Origin of the sequence: Paenibacillus sp. FSL H7-0716 (assembly GCF_038002705.1) — a bacterium.
In the GTDB taxonomy this organism is placed as follows: domain Bacteria; phylum Bacillota; class Bacilli; order Paenibacillales; family Paenibacillaceae; genus Paenibacillus_AQ; species Paenibacillus_AQ odorifer.
In genome coordinates this window covers 160,736-180,879 of record NZ_JBBODA010000001.1, presented here as the reverse complement: position 1 = coordinate 180,879, position 20,144 = coordinate 160,736, and the positions used below count along the sequence as shown (strand labels likewise).

21 protein-coding genes are annotated in these 20,144 nt (G+C 40.1%); 2 read left to right on the top strand and 19 right to left on the bottom strand.

Features of this window, described 5'->3' with window-relative positions:
- Nucleotides 1–89 precede the first annotated feature (89 nt).
- The 4 genes from MHH60_RS00935 to MHH60_RS00920 all read right to left on the bottom strand — a co-directional run bounded on the left by MHH60_RS00935 (nucleotide 90) and on the right by MHH60_RS00920 (nucleotide 3,589).
- Complete coding sequence (locus MHH60_RS00935) at nucleotides 90–1,091, bottom strand: sensor histidine kinase (RefSeq protein ID WP_076134960.1); 1,002 nt, start codon at nucleotides 1,089–1,091, stop codon at nucleotides 90–92.
- Nucleotides 1,092–1,775, bottom strand: coding sequence for a response regulator transcription factor (locus MHH60_RS00930; protein ID WP_076125811.1), 684 nt, complete (start codon nucleotides 1,773–1,775; stop codon nucleotides 1,092–1,094).
- A gap of 34 nt (nucleotides 1,776–1,809) precedes the next feature.
- The gene (locus MHH60_RS00925; protein ID WP_076134961.1) at nucleotides 1,810–2,610 is read right to left on the bottom strand and encodes a GNAT family N-acetyltransferase; all 801 of its coding nucleotides are present in this window, start codon (nucleotides 2,608–2,610) and stop codon (nucleotides 1,810–1,812) included.
- 211 nt (nucleotides 2,611–2,821) lie between these two features.
- Entirely contained in the window at nucleotides 2,822–3,589 is a 768-nt protein-coding gene (locus MHH60_RS00920; RefSeq protein ID WP_076134963.1) for an SDR family NAD(P)-dependent oxidoreductase, read from the bottom strand.
- Nucleotides 3,590–3,846: 257 nt separating this feature from the next.
- Here MHH60_RS00920 and MHH60_RS00915 point away from each other — a divergent pair, with 257 nt between their 5' ends.
- Nucleotides 3,847–4,455, top strand: coding sequence for a TetR/AcrR family transcriptional regulator (locus MHH60_RS00915; RefSeq protein ID WP_076134965.1), 609 nt, complete (start codon nucleotides 3,847–3,849; stop codon nucleotides 4,453–4,455).
- Between the two features lie 102 nt (nucleotides 4,456–4,557).
- Here MHH60_RS00915 and MHH60_RS00910 read toward each other — a convergent pair whose 3' ends face one another.
- The 7 genes from MHH60_RS00910 to MHH60_RS00880 all read right to left on the bottom strand — a co-directional run bounded on the left by MHH60_RS00910 (nucleotide 4,558) and on the right by MHH60_RS00880 (nucleotide 10,539).
- On the bottom strand, nucleotides 4,558–4,875 hold the full coding sequence (locus MHH60_RS00910) for an iron-sulfur cluster biosynthesis family protein (protein WP_076134966.1): 318 nt from the start codon (nucleotides 4,873–4,875) through the stop codon (nucleotides 4,558–4,560).
- 121 nt (nucleotides 4,876–4,996) lie between these two features.
- Nucleotides 4,997–5,455 carry a DMT family transporter gene (locus MHH60_RS00905; RefSeq protein WP_076125820.1) on the bottom strand — a complete coding sequence of 153 codons (459 nt, stop codon included), beginning with the start codon at nucleotides 5,453–5,455 and terminating at the stop codon, nucleotides 4,997–4,999.
- 31 nt (nucleotides 5,456–5,486) lie between these two features.
- Nucleotides 5,487–5,912 carry a DMT family transporter gene (locus tag MHH60_RS00900; protein ID WP_076134967.1) on the bottom strand — a complete coding sequence of 142 codons (426 nt, stop codon included), beginning with the start codon at nucleotides 5,910–5,912 and terminating at the stop codon, nucleotides 5,487–5,489.
- 190 nt (nucleotides 5,913–6,102) lie between these two features.
- Entirely contained in the window at nucleotides 6,103–6,504 is a 402-nt protein-coding gene (locus MHH60_RS00895) for an NUDIX hydrolase (protein WP_076134969.1), read from the bottom strand.
- Nucleotides 6,505–6,560: 56 nt separating this feature from the next.
- Nucleotides 6,561–7,136 (bottom strand): MFS transporter, encoded by a 576-nt coding sequence (locus tag MHH60_RS00890; RefSeq protein WP_076134971.1) that lies wholly within the window; start codon nucleotides 7,134–7,136, stop codon nucleotides 6,561–6,563.
- A gap of 105 nt (nucleotides 7,137–7,241) precedes the next feature.
- Nucleotides 7,242–9,005, bottom strand: a complete 1,764-nt coding sequence (locus tag MHH60_RS00885; RefSeq protein WP_076134972.1) for an ATP-binding cassette domain-containing protein — start codon at nucleotides 9,003–9,005, stop codon at nucleotides 7,242–7,244.
- Nucleotides 8,998–10,539, bottom strand: a complete 1,542-nt coding sequence (locus MHH60_RS00880) for an ABC transporter ATP-binding protein (RefSeq protein ID WP_076134974.1) — start codon at nucleotides 10,537–10,539, stop codon at nucleotides 8,998–9,000. The genes MHH60_RS00885 and MHH60_RS00880 overlap by 8 nt, the downstream gene beginning before the upstream one ends.
- A 330-nt stretch (nucleotides 10,540–10,869) precedes the next feature.
- Here MHH60_RS00880 and MHH60_RS00875 point away from each other — a divergent pair, with 330 nt between their 5' ends.
- The gene (locus MHH60_RS00875) at nucleotides 10,870–11,670 is read left to right on the top strand and encodes a polysaccharide deacetylase family protein (RefSeq protein ID WP_076134975.1); all 801 of its coding nucleotides are present in this window, start codon (nucleotides 10,870–10,872) and stop codon (nucleotides 11,668–11,670) included.
- 74 nt (nucleotides 11,671–11,744) lie between these two features.
- On the opposite strand, the gene MHH60_RS00870 is transcribed toward MHH60_RS00875, so the two are convergent.
- The 8 genes from MHH60_RS00870 to MHH60_RS00835 all read right to left on the bottom strand — a co-directional run bounded on the left by MHH60_RS00870 (nucleotide 11,745) and on the right by MHH60_RS00835 (nucleotide 20,075).
- A complete protein-coding gene (locus tag MHH60_RS00870) occupies nucleotides 11,745–12,887 on the bottom strand; it encodes a copper amine oxidase N-terminal domain-containing protein (protein ID WP_076134977.1) in 1,143 nt (380 codons plus the stop codon).
- A gap of 68 nt (nucleotides 12,888–12,955) precedes the next feature.
- A complete protein-coding gene (locus tag MHH60_RS00865) occupies nucleotides 12,956–14,116 on the bottom strand; it encodes an alanyl-tRNA editing protein (RefSeq protein WP_076134979.1) in 1,161 nt (386 codons plus the stop codon).
- A 129-nt stretch (nucleotides 14,117–14,245) separates the two neighbouring features.
- Nucleotides 14,246–14,473, bottom strand: coding sequence for a hypothetical protein (locus MHH60_RS00860; RefSeq protein ID WP_036678084.1), 228 nt, complete (start codon nucleotides 14,471–14,473; stop codon nucleotides 14,246–14,248).
- Between the two features lie 89 nt (nucleotides 14,474–14,562).
- Nucleotides 14,563–16,188, bottom strand: coding sequence for a DUF4179 domain-containing protein (locus MHH60_RS00855; protein ID WP_076134980.1), 1,626 nt, complete (start codon nucleotides 16,186–16,188; stop codon nucleotides 14,563–14,565).
- Complete coding sequence (locus tag MHH60_RS00850) at nucleotides 16,166–16,756, bottom strand: RNA polymerase sigma factor (protein WP_076134982.1); 591 nt, start codon at nucleotides 16,754–16,756, stop codon at nucleotides 16,166–16,168. Before MHH60_RS00850 ends, MHH60_RS00855 begins: the two co-directional genes overlap by 23 nt.
- 111 nt (nucleotides 16,757–16,867) lie before the next feature.
- Nucleotides 16,868–17,059 (bottom strand): hypothetical protein, encoded by a 192-nt coding sequence (locus tag MHH60_RS00845; RefSeq protein WP_076134983.1) that lies wholly within the window; start codon nucleotides 17,057–17,059, stop codon nucleotides 16,868–16,870.
- Between the two features lie 65 nt (nucleotides 17,060–17,124).
- Nucleotides 17,125–18,414 carry an amidase family protein gene (locus MHH60_RS00840; RefSeq protein ID WP_076134985.1) on the bottom strand — a complete coding sequence of 430 codons (1,290 nt, stop codon included), beginning with the start codon at nucleotides 18,412–18,414 and terminating at the stop codon, nucleotides 17,125–17,127.
- A gap of 95 nt (nucleotides 18,415–18,509) precedes the next feature.
- Complete coding sequence (locus tag MHH60_RS00835) at nucleotides 18,510–20,075, bottom strand: ABC-F family ATP-binding cassette domain-containing protein (protein ID WP_076134986.1); 1,566 nt, start codon at nucleotides 20,073–20,075, stop codon at nucleotides 18,510–18,512.
- Nucleotides 20,076–20,144: the final 69 nt, after the last annotated feature.

The window sequence follows — 20,144 nt, the reverse complement described above, 5'->3', positions numbered from 1 at the left end:
ACCTCCGTTTGTTGATGAGATCAGTATATCTGTCTACAATGACTCTCCAGTGACTCTTAAGTGACATTCTAGTCACTAAGCCTTAAGTGTTAAATCACTTGCTTGTAAAATTTGATCCGAAATTGTGTACCCTTTCCTACTTCACTCACCACATCAATCGTTCCGTTTTGTTCAGTGATAATACTTTGCGCCAAGGCAAGTCCAATTCCAACGCTGTCTTCGTTTGCATTTGTACCCTTGTAGAATCGTTTGAAAATATAGGGGAGCTCTGCCTTAGGAATTCCTTTGCCATTATCAGTAATGACAATTTCCGTGAACAGCGTGTTTTCTGCAAAAGAAATCGTAATCTCTCCTCCAGCAGGTGTATGCTCTACACAGTTTTTCAGAATATTAATCATCGCCTCAGTTGTCCAATTGTAATCGCCTATGAATGAGGTAGCGTCTTCACCTTCGATTAGGATCCGTTGCTCCTTAATATCCATTGGAATCAGTATGGGCTCCATAGATTTCTGAACAAGCTTCTTTACTTTTATTGAATCTTTTTTAAATTGAATGGTTCCGGCATCGATCTTTGAGAACTTTAATAATGAAGAAACCAGCCAGCCAATCCGATCGAGCTGAAGGCTGATTTTCCGCGTAAATTCTATTCTTTTCTCAACGTCCAGTTCAGGGTCGCTTAATAAATCTGCCATCACGGTCATGGAGGTAAGTGGTGTTTTGAGCTGATGGGAGATGTCGGAGATCGCATTGGTAAGCTTTATTTTATCTTCTTGCAAAAGCAAACGCTGTTCCGATAACATCAATGTCACCTTATAAATATCATTTTTCAGGATACTAAGCTCGCCTTCCTGATTATCACGAACATCGAGCGAATAATTACCGCTGCTAATTTGACGTAGATACCCTGAAAGCTTCTCAATTTCGCGGTATCTCCAGCGGGTAAATAATAAACAACAACCTATTAGCAGAACTGAAGTTACCACCGTGATCCACATCGCCCCTGATGAAATAAATCCTGTTACTATAATCGCTAGAAGGCTGATCGTAGTCATCGTTAGTAATAACCATCTAAATTCTCTGTTTCGTAACATCTAATCACCAACCTTATACCCTAAACCGCGTACTGTTTTGATCAATGTGGGCTCTTGCGGGTTATCCTCTAACTTTTCCCTTAAGCGTTTAATATACACTGACAATGTATTATCATTTACAAATTCTCCTGCGACATCCCAAATCCGCTCTAACAGCTGATTTCTGGAAAGGACTTGTCCCACATGATTAGCAAATATCAGAAGCAGACGATATTCTAATGCTGTTAGCAGAACTTCATCGCCGTTCTTATAAACTTTTCCTTCAAGCGTATTAATCCGTATATTCTCTAGTTCAAAATTAGATGGAGTCTGAGCCTGCTTGTTATATCTCCTTAACACCGATTTAATGCGTGATAACAGCTCGCGAATCCGAAATGGCTTAGTTATGTAATCGTCTGCTCCCATATCAAGTCCCATCACTACATTAACCTCATCATCAATCGCAGTTAAAAAGATAACCGGAATATCGCTCCGCTCCTTCACGATCTTACACAGATCATATCCGCTGCCATCCGGTAGAGAGAGATCAAAAATGCAAAGTGTTACTTCAGATAACCGCTCCGCTAACACCCTCCTAGCAGAGGTTGCATCATAACATAAAATAGTTTCAAAATGATCCTGCTGCAAGGAATATTCAAGTCCTGAAGCAATCGTTCTATCGTCCTCTACGAGCAATATTCTCATAATGTTCATCCTAACCTTTTAATTTGCGAAACCGTCATATTGAAAAAGCACTACACTTATATTGATGAATTTGCTGAAATCCTAAACGGAGAGCTAATTTTCGGGAAGCTTCATTATCTGATGAACAGTCCCAGTAAGGTGTAAAACCATTTGTAAGTATATCCTCCGCTACTAAGGCCGCTAAATGAGTCCCCACTCCTCTATTCTGATACTTGGAGAGAGTTTCAATTCCGATAGCATGAGTATCCTCCGTAACGAAACTAGAATAACACACACCCATAATCTCAGTTCCCTCAACAGCAGCATATCCATAGCCTTTTGCCCTAAAGTCTTCTTTCGATGACCAGAATAAATCAATATTGTCATGTACAAATTCTATATTCTTTAGATCTAAGTCCTCCCAGTCCAGCATTTTAAGATTTATAATTCTAATCGTATTATTAAGGGATTCAACGGGCTTGTGGAATAACTTGAACACCATTTGTTCAAAAGGATACAGCTTCCTAGAAGGAAACATCAATGCCAGATTCCATCCATTGTGTTGACCTGAGACTTCAAAATACTCCAGCCCAAGCTCTTTCATCCTCGGTGCAATATGACTGGATACATAACTATCTAAGCTTTTAATAAATAACTCATTGGTGTGATCGCCTATAATATAAAAGCCTTGCATCCCCTTACTCCATACCAACGCGCTTTTTGGTGTTACAAGTTGATCTACAAAGATCCAGCCCGGATTATTCCCCTCGATAATGGAGAGAATTTCAGGATGAATAGGAGCACCTGTAAGTAACGGTTTCACTTCATTAAAATCCTTTTGAGATAATTCAAGCATATGAACACTCCTCGCCAACAATTTATCTAAATAACTGATCAATACTTAAAAAGATTAAATCCCCTTTGTATATTCTATAAGATAATTCAGCAGATTGCTTATTATAAAATCCGATCCGGGTATCCTAAATAAAAAAGAATTGGACCCAATGCTTGACGCACAGGCCCAATCCTTTATTTGAAGTATCCTTAATGATCGAAATCAGCTTGCATTATTGACCTATCATACCACCGTCGACTGTATATAGAGAACCCGTTACGAATGAAGCCTCATCCGACAGAAGGAAGTTCATCACAGCGGCAACCTCTTGCGGTTCTCCGTAGCGTCCCATAGGTGTTGCAGCTTCGTTAGCTGCCTTGTATTCTTCTGCGCTTCCGAAATTATTCTCAATTTTACGCATCATTTGTGTATTGATCGTTCCTGGGAGTACCGCATTAACACGAATGCCAAGTGGTGCAAGCTCATTTGCAGCTACGCGAGTCAGACCAATTACAGCATGCTTAGACATAATGTAAGGGGCCATGCCTGGTGCACCCATGAGTCCTGCCAGAGAAGAAGTGTTCAGAATAGCGCCTGAGTTTTGTTTTTTCATCACAGGAATTACATAATGTAGTCCAAGAAATACACCACGTACATTGACGTTATATACAAGATCAAGTGCTTTAACGTTAAGCTCTTCGATTTGACCTGCTGGACCTTCAATTCCGGCATTGTTTGCAAAATAATCTATGGTTCCAAATTTTTCTACCGCTTTATTAACATAATTCTGAACGTCTTCTTCATTAGAGACATCCGCAGCTACAGCTAAAGCGTTAGAGTCATTTAAGCCTAAATCTTGGATGACATTTTTTATCGCTTCTTCATTCAGATCGACAAGTACAAGATTCAGCTTACGATCAGACAATCGACGGGCAAGCTCTTTACCGATTCCACCTGCAGCTCCAGTAATTACAGCAGTTTTTACATTTGATTCACTCATTGTATGTTCGCATCCTTTGTTATGAATTGGCTATATATTATAGTCTTAGGAGATGGGATAACCTATCTCTATTACTAGAGTACACCCCATTAGTTAACCTATTCAATAATCAGAATTTTAAGTAATGTCGCCTAAGCAACATACTTGCTCTCCGTGTTTACTTATGTCTAAATCTTGAACATTAGCTGATCTTTTGTTACTTTTAAAGTAAGAACTATAAATGAATGATAAAAAGATCATAGCTGGAGGTAGTTTTTTTGATACAGGAAGAACATGAAGACAGAAGAACCAGAAGAACACGCCAAGCTCTGAAATCTGCATTCGTTGAGCTAATATTGGAAAATAGCTATGATTCAGTTACGATATTGGACGTGACCAATCGAGCGGATTACAATCGAGGGACTTTTTATAAGCATTTTGAGAGTAAAGAGGCTTTGCTTAAGGAAATACATGATGAATTTCTACAGGGTATAGGTGAGGCGCTATTAGACCCTTATGAGGGATTGGAACGTATTGAGGCAACGGAGGTCTTCCCTTCCATTCTGCAGCTGTTCGAATATATTGAGGGGCATAAAGCGGAGTTTTTAGCCTTATCCGCAGTGGAACGAGGGAAAATGACTGTTGAACTGTTCGACCGTTTACGGGAATCCATGCGTGAGGATATGCGAATTGAGATAGAAGCTGATGCTGCTCCTGTGGATTATGAAATTATGTTGAGTTACCAAATGTCTGCTACAGTAGGTGTAATTATGCACTGGGCTGAAGTCAATTTCAAATATTCGGCGAGCTATATGGCAGAACAGTTAATTACACTGGTGAACAGCAAAATAGACCATATAGCTTTTATGAAAAAAACCAATGGGTAAGAAACGAATTGCAAGTGCCATATATAGGAACGAAATTTAAAAAAACCAGCGCATTGAGAGATGATCTCAAATGCTCTGGTTTTTAGTGTAGCAGTGCTCTACTCAGCGAATATCTTTTACTCGAATATTATTTCCTAACAGACTGGCATCACTACTTAATTTAAATGTAGGGTAATTCTCATCTGCTTCAAGTCGCATCTGTTCATCAAATAAAGATTCCTGTTGACGGTCCACAAAAAAAGTAAAAGGCTCTTTCTGAACTTCAATATCAGTAGCAAGGGGTTCACTAATGATCTGAATTACGATCACACCATTACAACCACAGCCCTCTGTATCGAAGAATAATTTAAAATAACCGGGTCGTTCCCCAAGGTTTTCATTCAACTTTTCTGTAGTTAGAGAGTTCAATTGTATGAACATTGGACGATTTGCTCCTTATTTATAATTGAATTTCTACTTTCACAAAGTATAGATTGATTTGCTTTCACCCTCGTGTGACTGCCATCACTTCTATTTTGACAAACATGAGTCTGAGAATAAATTAAGCCGACTTTTGAGTCTCACGGGCACCACCTAGCTTAAACACTAGAATACCACCAACAATCACGAGTACTCCGACCAACTGCTTCCAGGTGAAAGGAACCTTTTCAAGCCCTAACCAGCCTAGGGAATCCCACAATAAAGCAAACCCAAGCTGAGAGATTAATACGATCGAGATCGCATAGGTTGGCCCAAGACGTTTGGTGCCTTGCACGAGACAGATTACTACACCCACCCCGATCAATCCGCTGATCCAGTACCAAGGCTCCATATTTCGCAAAGTAAATATCCGGCCGCCTTCAAAGATAAGACTCATAATAAAGGAAGCCAGAAAACCCAACCCTAATACTAACGTCGTTGTGGCCCAAGATCCCACCTTTTGATTAACCTTCGTATTGAAAATATTTTGTAAACTAACGAATGAACCCGCGACAAGCGCTAATATTAACCCTAAAATCATAACGTAACTCCTCCAGTTGTTGATTGTATTCTCAGAATTTCAAAATCACTACTCCAGCAATCATCAACCCTATTCCAATAAACTGTGGGAGTCTCATTTGTCGTTTTTCCATCCCAAACCAGCCTTTAATATCAATTAAAAAGGTCAAGCATAGCTGTGCAATGAGCAATGTCGATATAGTAAAAGTAACGCCAATCTGTTGAATGGCAGTGACTTCACTAAAAATAACGACTGCGGCAAAAGATCCGCCAAATAGATATAATGGTTTTACTTCTTTTAATCCTTGCCATTTTCCATCTCTAACAAATAAGAGGATTAGTAAAGACATGATAAATCCTGTTAACTGTGTAATTGTCGCAGCTTGCCAAGTCCCAATATCTTGACTAATTCGAGCATTAGATACTCCTTGCAGAGTGATACAAGCCCCCGCTAAAAACGCAAATATAATTCCTCTCATTTCTCTCTCTCCTCAACTTCGATCTCTTACATATTAAAAAGCAATTCAGGCCTTTAAAAAAGGACATCTGTCCTAAACCAAAATAAACGATGTTGTTGCCCCTATAAGCCTTTGGTATATTTTCAAAAAAAAGACCGCCTCAAGCCATCTCTTAGGCTTAAAACGGGCTTTCAGAACTTTAAATTGTAGATTAGGAAAGTAATTTATGCTCATGCAATTGATCAAAAATGATCTGTGTAACGACTGAAACACGATTTCGATCCTTATAAGATAACCAGGATAACTCTTCAATTTCCGACGCAGGACTAAGTGTACCTTCAAAATCGGCGATATAACATGTCATTTTAACTATGACGCCTTCAGCTTTACCGTGAGCTTCCGCTTCAAAGGTTCCAAAATAGGAGATGGTTTCTGTTTTAATACGAACAGAGATCTCTTCCTCGATTTCGCGCGCGAGCGTCTCCTCGTCTGTTTCTCCAGCTTCTCTTTTTCCTCCAGGCAAATAATAGGTATCTTTCCCTTTGGAACGCGCACACAAAACTTGTCCATTCTGAATATGAATCCATGCAACTTTATCAATGATTGTAGTCATACAGTTCTCCCCATATTTTTTTCTAATCATTATATCATACAGCCAAGACCATCTATTTATACAACGTCTATATTTGATTTTTGTATGTGCAGCTTAGCCTTGGCCTGAGGTACATGATGAAGCAAATAGTACGCAGCAAGAGAAAGAAGTGTTACTCCCCCTGCAACCTCATACATCATTCGGTAATCCGTATAAGAAGCAATTAAACCCATGAAATAGGAGCCCGCTCCATAACCCAAATCAAATAACAAGAAAAAGGTCCCATTCGCACTACCTCTACGATCTTTAGCCGCTAATTTAAGCGCAAGAGTCTGGAAACATGGCATAAGTGCACCATATCCAATTCCCATAATGACACCAGACATCATTAACATCAAACCAGACCGAGCTTGACTTAAACTAAGCAATCCAACGGCGAAGATTAGAATTCCGGGATAGATGAGAATATGCTCATTATATTTATCGAATACTTTACCTATAACCGGGCGAAACAATACAATCATAATTGCAAAAGCCACAAAAAAATAACCAGTAAGCTGTGATTGATGAATTTCTTTCGTAAAAGAAGCTATAAATCCAGACAAGGAGCTATAGGAAAAAGCAAGTGTAAATCCGACAAGTGAAATCGGCAAGGCTTTCGGCTCGATTACGTCTCTCCAGCGAAGCCCTTTTCGAGTCTTAGCAGGTTCCTTATCAGCTTCAATAACGTTAGCCGGAAACTACTATGCTATGCATTTTTAGTTATACCAAGATGATTGTAAAGCGTACATATCTGCATAAATCCCTTTATTATTTATTAAGTCTTGATGCTGCCCCACTTCAGCTATACTTCCATTATCAATAACATAGATCGTATCCACATTTTTCGCCCAGCCCAGTCTATGTGAAATGAAGATCGCAGCTTTATCTTGGCAGATATCTAATAATTGTGTATAGATCTGCATCTCAGCATTCGGATCAATCGCAGAAGTAGGTTCGTCAAACACTATAAGATCCGCATCATTATATAATGCACGCGCTATCGCCAGCTTTTGCCACTGTCCGCCTGAGAGCTGCCTGCTTCCTTCAAGCATTTGACCTAACCTTACATCTAGTCCTCCTAATTCGTAAAACAAATCTATCAGCTCACATTTTTCTAGAATACTTAGTATTTTCACATCGTCAGGCGAAGATTTGGCATCACCCAACAGGATGTTTTCTCTTAGTGTCATTTCGAATTTAATAGAATGCTGGTACACGACGGATACTTTACCTTGAGGTTCTGGACTGTCTTTCCAGTATATAGATCCAGAACTAGCAGTGTACTGCCCTAATAACAATTTGATCAAGGTAGACTTTCCTGCTCCATTTTCTCCAACGATGGCTATTTTCTTACCGGGCTTTATGACCATATTGATGTTAGATAAAACATACTTACTGGATTTGGCGTATTTAAAATAAACATTTGAAACGGTAATAGGAAGCATAGCTTCAGAGCTGTTATTGATATTATTTTTTCGGAAATCTCTATTTTTATAGGTAAGCACTTCATTTAAGTCATATAATTTACTGCTGCTGATGTAAAGCTTGCTTAGCGGCCAGGTCAAACTCATGATTTTACCACCACAAGTTAACAATGCCAGAAATAATACTGAGATTGTCCCCACAGTAACTGTATTTGACTCCCCCATTTTACTTAACAGATAGACCAATACGATAAAAATAGCACTCGTCTGAACCATAGCCACAATCATCCCTGTTTTGATTTCGAATTTCCTCGCACTATACCTTTTATCATGCTGCTTCTTCATAAGCTTTGCCCAGAGATCCGTAAAATAGGAGATAGAGTTATAGATTCGCATTTCCCTAATCGCATTAGGATCTTCCAAAGTTACAGCTAGATAATCCCCCATTCTTCCGTCAAAAGTAAGCTCTCGCCCTGTTCTTCTAACTTTAATCTCAGTAAACATTCGAAAAGATAAAGTAGATACGATCATTAAACCCACCACCAGTGTGACTAAAAAAAATCCACTTGTAGCCGATAACCAGATGATACTTATAAGTCCTGAGATATTCCCTACACTGGAAACCAAAAAACCAGTAATTCCCTCTAAATCTTCTCCAACTATTGTTTTAGCTCTTTGCAGCTTGTTCCCAAACTCTTCATCATCAAAATCCTCAAAGTCAACTTGGTTTGCAATATCTATCAGCTCGGATTGGAAAGCGAGAGTTAGTTCCGCGTTCATTCGACTTTTCATTATGTTGGTTATACTCAATGAACAGGCTTGTACTCCATGAATTAAAACAAACCATAGAATCGGAAGAAAGGTTATCGCACCAGCAGCTACTGCATTAATGATATGAACTTGAACAGAATACGAGTAAAAAGTTAATAATCCATTGATTATAGGAACTATGATCGTTATTGTTGAGATTACGGGACTTTTTCCAATCATCCGTGCCAGTATCGTTAAAATATTCTTAAGGTCTCTTCTCAGCAGAATCTCTCCTTTCTCAGCCATATAAAGAGGACTGGCGGTTAAACATTCCCCTGTACTTACCATCCAACTTCATTAATTCTTCATGTGTTCCACTTTCAACGATTTCTCCACGCTCAAACAGAAAAATTCTATCAACGAATTTGGACATATATAGCCGATGTGTCACAATAATGGAGGTCTGCTGCTCTGCTAATTTCATAAAGGTTTCAAACGCCTGCTGTTCCGCGTAAGGATCGAGGGCTGCAGTAGGTTCATCAAAAATCGTAAGCGAGCCGTTGTTGAGGTAAGCACGTGCAATCGCAAGTCTTTGCCATTGTCCACCAGACAGATCGATCCCCCCAAACTGTGGACCTACTAAAGTGTCCAACGCAACACCATAGGAATCGGCTTCTGCTTTTCTCATCGCAGCTAATAATCTTGAATCGTCATACATGGCAGCAATATTCCCCATGGCTATGTTTTCTCGAATTGGTCTATGTAATTTAGTGAAATCCTGAAATACAACTCTCACACCCTTTGTGACGTTATGAGCCAGAACTTCCTGCTCTCCATTAAACCACTGGATGTTTCCCGCTGTTGGATGATATAACCCTGCTATTAGCTTGATGAGCGTGGATTTTCCTGAACCATTCTCACCTACAAAAGCAACTCGTTCACCACGTTTGAGGGTCATGTTTATATTTTTAAGCGTGTCCTGTGCATTGGTTGCATAACGATAATTCAACTGCTGAATTGTGATCTGCATCGCATCGGTATTCCTTATGGAATCTTCCGGATCTCTTTGAACTTGCTCTTCAAGTTCCAAATACGCACTATACTCATTGAAGCGCAAGCGACTTTTGGTCAGATCAGAATACATCCTTGTTAGTGCAGGAATGACAATAAATAATTGACTAGATATCTGAAGTAATAATACGAAAAGTCCGGCGCTCTGCCCGCTACCTCCAAGCGTAATTGCTAAAATAGCAATCGTAAGCCCGTTTAATAAAGTCATTATTATACTTTGGGAGAAGCTTAAGGTCTCAGATAAAATAACTTTTCGGTGCATTTGTTTGAAATTTCCATTGAAGATCTCTTTCATTGTGGTAACCAAGTAGGAGGACATTCCGTACATTCTTACTTCCGGGAGGGTATTTCTACTAACCAGCAAATCAACGATATAATTAATCATTCGTACAGAGGAGGTTTGATTCGCTGAAATGGCCTCTACTTTCCGAGACATCCATCTAATGAGGTAAAGCTGCAGAATTTGTACAACTAAAATGAACACTGCCAAGATATAAAAGCCATAACAGGATAGGACTACGATTAGTGCGATTAATGTTATAAAGTGGATTGTCACTCCGGTCCATTGATCTAATAAATCGATCAGGGAAAGCCGTTTTGCTTTTTCTCTAATCGTTTTTGTTGCAGGGTCTTCCAAGGAAGCCGTCGATAATTTAGAGGTCTTAGCCAAAATACTATGTTCCAGTTCATAAATACTGGTTGCCGTTAAATTGGTTACAGAAATGGCTCGAAGAGAACCATTGATGCCAGCCAGATATAAAATTAACATCAGTGAACTTACCAATAGTAAGATATGTAGGTAGGCGTTAGTCGTGAAGTTCTGAATGAGGTCAACCACATATTTTGTTATGAATAGCTCTGCAAATAGAATTGGTGGGCTCAGCAGGTTAGTGATAAAATATAAAAGTGAGTTTCTTTTGTCTTTTACATAGAGTAGTTTTACAACGTAGAGAAAGTCAGGCAGATAGCATCTCTCCTTAAGTGTATATTTTTCACTGAAAACTCTTTCATTTTTAGACGTGGAATCTGATTATAACGTTAATTGTTTATAATTGGAAGAAGTAATTTCGAGATTACCAAATTATAGGAGTGTGAATTCATGAAACTTCAATTCAACTTATTCCCAGGCGGATTATCTAAGGCGCTCACTATGAGCTATGATGACGGCCAGAAACACGATATCCGCTTGGCTGGTATTTTTGATCAATATGGAATCAAAGGGACCTTCCATTTAAATAGTGCAATGATCAATGCACCTGGGTTCTTATCGCCCGCTGATGTTAAGCATTCGCTCAGGAATCATGAAGTGTCCGCCCATTCCGTTACTCACCCACATCTAGAGCGTCTTCCTTTACCGATGGTAATTGAAGAGCTGTTCGAAGACCGTAAACGACTGGAAAAGCTGGTGGATTATCCAGTGCGAGGCATGTCCTATCCCTACGGTACATACTCACAGGAGATAATTGCACCACTTCAGTCCGTTGGAATTGAATACAGCCGCACTGTTCACTCTACCAAACAATTTTTTATGCCACTTAATTTCATGGAATGGCATCCAACCTGCCACCATATTGAAGATCTGCATCAGGTTTGGGAGCGATTCACAATGGAAGGACCCTCCCAGAAACTAAGACTCTGTTATGTTTGGGGCCATAGCTATGAGTTCGCACAGCAGAACAATTGGGAGCTAATCGAAACCTTTTGCCAACAAGCAGGTGGACATTCAGATATTTGGTACGCAACTAATATTGAGATTTATGATTATGTCACTGCCCTCTATTCACTGAAATTAAGTGCCGACAAAACGATTATCCGCAACAATTCTGCCATAGATGTTTGGGTATCTATAAATGATCAACCCGTTCAGATTAAGGGTGGAAGTATGATGACAACGAAATAATCATATATACATAAAAAAGAGCGATGTTCAACATCGCTCTTTTTTTGTACTAATTATATTGATGTGATTCCGAATTATTTCGCTTGAAGTGTATATGTCACTGTTTTTGCTTTTTCTTCAAGGATTGGCGTATAGGTGAATGTCAGTACATTCCCCTTACGGCTTTTCATCCCTAACATTCTGCTCAGAATGTATTGATCTCTGCCATCATTTACTTTATCCCATTCTTTACGATCCTCACTAGTAATCAGTTGTTCACTGAGATTGACGATTTCTCCTGTACTGCTGTAGACAATATATAATTGAGTTGTATCTAATAAGCGAACGAGTGCCACATCCTCCGCGGCGTACTCCACTATGAAATCACCGGTTGCCCCGGTTAATTTCTCCATCTCAAACAGCTTGCCCAAACCGCCATCCTTAGTAATATACTGAACGTTCTTCCCATCGGTCATATACACCTGAGTGGAGGGCACTTGAGGCGCATGAGGATAAGCAGAGATCATATAATGATAATCCATTTGCTTAATTATTGTACCTGCTTGAACTAGTACCTGATAGCTGTTGCTGAAATCATTAAACATTGCATAGTGATTGTCCGTTAACTGGAGTAAGTCCGTGCCATTTCCAAGTTTTTTAATCTCAAATCCATGATTGTAAGCTGACTCCTTAAGGGGTAGTTGGCCAATAATTACTGGTTTCCCAGCTGCCGTAGCCCGGTAATATAAATTTGCGTTTTTTTGAGATATCCAATAGGATCTACCTTCTACAGAAGCAGCAACAAATCTAGGTTCATCTACGATTTGGATAACCCCATCCGTTTTATTAAGCGCGGTTTTACCCCCAAGTACACTGACTGCAGAGACCAAGGGCATGTACAACGAACCTTTTATGATACGTGGAGATTTTGTTAATGCCATCGCTGACCCGTTCACTTTAGACGTTGCAGCACCCGCGGTGAAGATGACTTCACGCTCTGGACGTACCAGCTTGGCCATTTTGGACTTTTGATCCCACGATAACGTATAACCCATAGCATCTGCAAGTGATTTCAAGGGTACAAAAGTTGTATTCTCCGCGATGACTTGTTTACTGCTGATTCCAATTTCTTTATAGTTAAATTGAATTTGCTTGTCTGCTTGCGCAGATACCGGTCCATATCCAGTACTTAAAATCAAAACGGCAAAGATCCCTAGTGTTACCTTCCATTTATTCATTTCTATCCGTCTCCTTCGACATTATAATCATATATAATTAGACGGAAGATAATGGAAAAAGTTTCTTCTCAGCCTCTAGCAAACTCATAAAATGCCAAAGCATCCTCCCAAGTTGGGAATCCTGCTTGCGCCAGTTTATCGCTGCCCCCGCCTTTACCATTATAGCTGCCTAGATGAGCTTTGAAAAAAGCTCCACAGGAAATCTCCGTGCTCCCATTCTGCGCAAACACAACCTTATTCTCCGCAGAAGTAGCTAATAATACAGGAAGATCACATTTCGAAGTCAGCTTATTAGCTAAGCTCTGTAGATCTTTTAGCGATTTATCCTCAAATACTTGTGCGATCATCTTTCCTGTTTGCTCATTTAAAAGCTCTTGCAAGACATAATCATCATTTTTTTCTTTAAGCAGATTAATTTCAGCTTGCAGCAGCTTTTGTTCATTTTCCCATTTTTCAATTCGATCAATAATCTCATCTTTGCCTGTGTTGAATTTGGAAGATAGTGTACCAAGGATTTGCTGACTAGTATTAAATTCCTCTAAAGCACGATATCCACATTTAAAATAAATCCGCGTGTTCGCTTTTATTTTCTCAGCTTTCAAAAGCTTAATCATTCCAATTTCACCCGTTGAGGACACATGTGTCCCCCCACAAGCGTTGTATTCAACATCCTTGATCTCAACAATCCGGATATTCTCTGTCACTTTTGGCTGTTTAACCAATTTAAGCTGTGAAGCCTCTTCCCCTGTTACGAAATAGCTGAGAATATTGTGATTTAAGTAAATCTCCCGATTAACTTCTCTCTCTATGGAGTACAGTTGATCAGCAGACAGTTCTGGCACTTCTATATCAACAGTGCAATAGTCCTCACCTAGATGAAAGCTTAAGGTCATAAAGTTATGTTTTTCTAGACAAACCGCTGAGAGCAAATGCTGGCCACTATGCTGCTGCATATGGTCAAATCTTCTATTCCAATCGAGCTGGCAAGTTACCGATTCCCCATTAGGCAAACGTTCCAGCTTATGCAGTACAAGCTCTTCCTCACTGATTACATCAAGCACAGGGATTCCCTGAATAGCTCCAAGATCACAGGGTTGTCCACCACCATGCGGATAAAAAGCCGTCTCCTCTAAAAGAACATAAAGACCATCTTCTCGTTCTATGGTTTCAGTCACACGGGTTTGCCAATCAGTCAGGTATGTAGAATTGTAGTATAGTTTGTTGGTCATAAATGGTTTCCTCTCTTTTTTACGTTATCGACATATTAAGTTTATAGTATCATAACGGATAGTGTGAATCTTATTATTTCAAAAAAACCAGCTCCACGCAAAAACTGCGTAGAACTGGTATAAGGGTAATTAACAAGAACAAGTAGCATCTTTCAAATTTCTAATGGCAATTGCATTTAGTCGAAGCGCTTCTACTATTGAGTCTCTTACTGCTAACAATTCAAATCTTTCACGACTGCCAATAGGCAACCTGCAAAGAATGGCTTCAATTCTTTTAAGACTTTCTTTCAGAATCACTCTTTGCTTACGCAATGCATTCAAAGCTCTTTGAATTTTTCTCTTCTCTGCAGCAGTCATAAACTACCACCTCTTTTCGATTGTGATAGTATATGAGATGCTTATTCCCCCTTATTTGCTTGTACAATCCGGAAACCAAATAACTATATTTACTCTTTTTTGCTAGCTTCCATGATAGGAACGGACCAGTCTACATTAGTATACATTCGATTGTTTATCGTGCGCACTAATTGAAGCTGCTCGGGAATTTGTGTAAGGCCATCGGCACGGAATTGGAAATATTTCTTTTGATTATTTGACTGAGACTCGATAAATTCAATATAACCATCTTTCCATCCTGCCCCTTTGGTAGTAAGAGCTCCTTGTCCAGTGAGTTTGTACTCCTTGCCATCTAGTGTCTTAAATATCCATTCACTATTTATAAACTCATTTCTCAATCTTCCTCTAAAATGTAATACCCCCTCCTTCGCTGATACATTGTTATCGGGAGACGATTCCACTGTAAAATCATTTAACATCAGTTTATCCCCGTCAAATGCAAAGGGAATCGGATGTTCTTTCAACTTGGCAGGCTCAAATTGCACACTAGAACCATCCTTCTCTGGGATGAAATATCCATCCAATACGAAAGTATAAGGCGTATCCTGCGGTAAATATTTAAAAGTATAGCTCCAGTGCATAAGTCCCTTTGTTGCCCCGGGAAGGTTAGAGTAGGACATAACGCTATTCTTATTAGGAAACTTTCTAGCATTAACACTGTGAATCTCTTCGCCTGCTATATCCTCGAAATGGAATTTCAAGCCCTGTTGCTTCCATAGTTCGCCTGGAGAACGGGTCATTGCCTCTTCACTCAATTGCGTATCAAACTCAAAACGAACACCTTGCACCATATGAGTTAATTTTTTCAAGGTCACAGTTAAACCGTCCGGGGAGGTGTAGCTACCCGTTAGTGGCATGGAGGTCGTTTGTTTATTCGCTTCTGTCATATCCATCGAAAAATTGAAATTCCAATCGCCTTTAAGAGTAGGGATATTCTTGCGTTCACTTCCCAATTCAGTAATATGACCTTCGACCGTAATTCGATCAGTTTGCAGAGGTTCTGTGAAATTAGCGATCAAATAGTAAAAGTCACTGGTAAATCCTATATCGTATAACTCCCCAACAACCTTCCCTTGATCATCCTTAATCGCAATACTGTTCCCATCATTAAGGACCAAGCGTTTTTTATCATGCTTTCCATCCGGTCCAAACAACTGTAACGCAACAATTACCCGTGTAGGATCTGCCACCGCTTCATCTATTTTGATAGTGTAGCCCTTATTCTTCACCTTAATATTAGGATGTTCTACTAACCCAAATTCTTGTGCTCGTAGAAGGCCAATGTCCATGTTGTTTTTTACAAAAAGAGAACGTAAAGTCTCTGCCAGTGTAGGAACGGAATATAAGATCACGGCACTTAGCACAACCAGTAACAACGCCGCACCCATAAATAATCTCAGCAACTTATTGCGCTTCGGATGCTTGCGATTCATTTGTGTTGGAGTAAATTCCTCTAGCTCTACTTGTTCCAAAGAAGCCATTACTTGAGCAGTAAATGAATCTGGTAAGCGCTCTTCATACATAGTCTGCGACCATTCTGCTTGTTCTTCAAGCTCTGCTTCGTAGATCATATTACATTGCGTACAAGTTGCCATATGTTCAGCTACGGCTTGATCTCGTAAGATAGATTTGCTTAAAATATATTCTTCGATCTCATAGGAATTTAAGCACCTCATCGGTCTTCACCTCCTGGAGTGTAATTAGCTGCTTCAAACGCTGTTTAGCCCGGTATAAATCATTTTGAATCTTGCTTAATGGAACATCTAGAACCATACACATTTCTTCATAGCTTAAATCATTGGTATAACGAAGCAATAAAGCCGTACGATAATTAGACGGGAGCTTCTGCATCAGGTGAAGCAGCTCTGTGCGATGCTCCGATCGCATTAATTCTTCTTCTGGATTATCCGAAAGAGAATGTTCGGCATTGTCGTCCGGCAAACTCGCTGTCGGTCGGTCTTTTTTCCACAAATCCTTCAGTAAATTAGTCGCGATAGCATATAGCCACGCCGCAAAATTCTTATCCAAATCATGTGAGGCCAGCTTGTGGTAAGCTTTAATAAACGTCTCCTGCGTTATGTCTTGTGCATCTTGATGATTGGCTCCCATTCCTCGCAAAAGCCCATAAATTTTATTCTTATATCGATTTACAAGATACGAATAGTCTTCTTTATGTCCATCGAGAACATTTTGGATCCATAGCCTCTCATCCTCTTTTTCAACTTTCGGTACATGTCCCTTCACCTTGAAGCCTCCTTGAAGCACGATACTATATAGACGGTCCCTATTTAAAAAACTCTCACTTTATACAAAAAAAAGTAGATCTTCAAATAAAACGAAGACCTACTGTGTAATCTACCGATTGCGTTTTAGAACAAAATACAACAATTGATCACGAAGTTCAGCATCCCGCTCAAACTCTAATCGCGTGCCGACAAACTCATTTTTCGCATTTTCAAACATCCCCCATCTACAACCCAAATCTTCCAAATGATACTGAATGATTTCTTCAGCTTCTACGAGATCTTTGCAGGGCTCAATGTCCATATATCTAGTTACTTCTTCAACCTTGATTGTTCAACTTAACACCTTCTAGTTCTAAAGCCATAGAATCATTGAAGCGCTAAAGAAACCACTTTACTCCAATAAATTAACTCTTCATCTCTACCATATGCCCCGATACATTGAAAACCTAAAGGCATGTTATTTATAGAGGCAGCTGGAATACTCACCGCAGGCGCTCCAGCATATGACCAAATGGCCGTCATTCCGGTCCATCCGGTTCGTGTTCCCCACAGCGGAGCTGTTCCTGCCTGAGCCGGCGAAACCCACAGATCAATCCCCTGTGACTTCTGCACATCTAATAGATCATTTCTGAGCTTGATTTGTCCGCTACGGTATCCTTCCAGTTCTTCCTCAGTGATGGTTCGTCCAGATAAAATAGCCTGCCGTACGGTATCATCATAAAGATCTTTATAAATATCAAATAGTGAATGATGGACTTGCGCCATTTCTCCGTGAACAAACCGCACCATAGCTTCTCCGTAGATAAAGCTATCTTCCCACGGCATTGCAACTGTTTTTATGCTGAACCCTGCTTCCTCAAGCTTCTTAAGCTGCTTCTGAAAGGTTATCTTGGTGTCATCCTCCAATAATGTCATGTATACACCTTCGGGTATCCCTAGTACAGGTTTACGAGCTTCATTAAATGGTTTCCATTCTGTTACTAGCTCCGCGGCGAGAAAGTCCATACCCTCCATATCCTGAGTGAAAAATCCAAACGTATCAAAAGATGGCGACAGCAATCGGACACCATCTATAGGGATACGCGCATAACTAGGTTTAAAGCCGACCACTCCGCAAAATGAAGCAGGTGCCATAACAGAACGCAAGGTTTGTGTACCTATCGCAAATGGACAGATGCCCGCGGCAACCGCAGCAGCAGAGCCTGCACTAGAGCCGCCAGGCGTATGATCCAGCTGATGAGGATTACGGGTCGTGATAGGTCCGGCATAAGCAAATTCCTCCGTCACTGTTTTGCCGGTGAACCAAACCCCTTTTTGCCGAAGCTTTTGAATAAAACTGCCCTCAGACTTCGTCAAAGCTTGTGGGGGGAGGTTCGACCCTGCACAGGTAGGCAACCCGTCTAAGTGAATTAAATCTTTGATTCCAACAGGTATTCCATATAGCGATGGGTTAGGAAATTCCGAATACTTCTCTCTTACCCTAGACACTTCATTTTTTATTCTATCTGCTCGGTTCTCCTCTGGCACAAAAGCACGCACGTGTGGTTCTACCTTATCGTAAAGATCTAAATATTGTGTAAGATATCTATCCATGGTCACATCTGAGGTCTTATTGCCCTGAGCAAACTGAGCTAACGAAGATTTATTAATGTACATGTCTGATTGGAGCCCTCCTTAATATTCACCTAAACCAGGAAACCTTTCGAAGAATATTGTATTAATTTGGAACAACTTCATGTTACTAGTTAATCTTATCTATGGCTATACTTTAGTTCTTTATTTCTATTTTCATCCACAATATTGATTACACGATCCACCCACCCTTGATAAAATTGCTCCTCATGAGAAACTAGAATCACTGTACCTTTAAATTGGATTAAAGCATTCTGTAAAGCATCTTTTGTTTCGGCATCTAAGTGATTGGTGGGTTCATCTAAGATTATGAAATTACATGCTGTAAGCAATAAAAGACACAGCTTAACTTTGGATTGTTCGCCACCGCTGAGTGTACGGATAGGCTGTGTAACGTGACTATCTTTTACAACACATAATGCTAGATGACGACGTATTTCCTTAATAGTCAATTTTGGATAAAACGATGAGACGATTTCTATAGGTGTCATGTTATCGTTTTCCCAAATTAAATTTTGCTCGTAGTAACCAATAGAGACTTGTTCGGCAAAGCGGAACGCTCCGGCAACACAGGGGATTTGGCCAACTAATGTTTTCAGCAATGTTGATTTTCCGATGCCGTTAAAGCCTGTTATGACTATCTTTTGTCCTCCTCGTATCGAAAATGTTAATTTTGGCAGCAGCGGCTTATCGTAACCAACCACAAGATGGTCTACTCTAAGCGCAACTTGTGCATTAACAGGAAGCTCTTGAAAACGGATAGATGCTTTTGTGACAAACGTCGGTGCAGCGATTCTCTCCATACGATCCAGCTGCTTCTGACGGCCACGGGCAATTCTAGAATTAACACCAGCACCATTTTTCCGGATATATTGCTCAGTGGCTTCAATTTTTTTCTGTTGTGCATGGTACTGCCGGATATGGCTCTCGCGAAAATGCTCCTTCTGTCTCAAAAAATCAGCATATTTGCCATGATATTTTTTAATCGTTTCCCCTTCAATATCGCAAATGCTTGTTGATATTTTATCGAGAAAAGTATAGTTATGAGAGACCACAATGAAGGCTTGATCGAACGCTATCAGATATTCAGCAAGCCAGTTAATATGCGTGGTGTCGAGATAATTGGTGGGCTCGTCGAGCAATAACACATCAGGTTGTTCAAGCAACAGCTTTGCCAATATAACTTTGGTTCGCTGCCCCCCACTAAGCTGATCAATAGGACGGTCCATCCCCATTGCATTTAATCCTAGCCCCGTAACCACTTTACTGATATTGCTCTCGATAGAATAATAGTCGAGCGCCTCAAGTCGTTCCTGAAGGTCTGCTGCCTTCTGCAAAAGCACTTCATTGCCAGTAACAGCACATTCCGCATAAAGTGCATTCATCTTTTCTTCCATTTCGTATAATTCAGTGAACGCTCTCCTTAAATAACTTTGAACGGTACTTGACCCATCAATAACCGCGTATTGATCAAGATGACCTATTTTGATATTGGGCTGCCATTTAATCGTTCCACCATCAGGAATCACCTCGCCCGTCAGAATACCAATCAATGTGCTTTTCCCTGTTCCATTCTGACCCACTACACCTACATGCTCCCCTTTGTAGACTTCTAAAGCAACCTGTTTATACAGCACTTTATCTCCAAAAGCATGTGATAAATTAGAAACCTCAAGTAAACTCATTTGCTTTCCTCTTTTCTATAATTGTTTTTAAGCACAAAAAAAAAGCAGAAGACACCGCGCCCTTGGGCG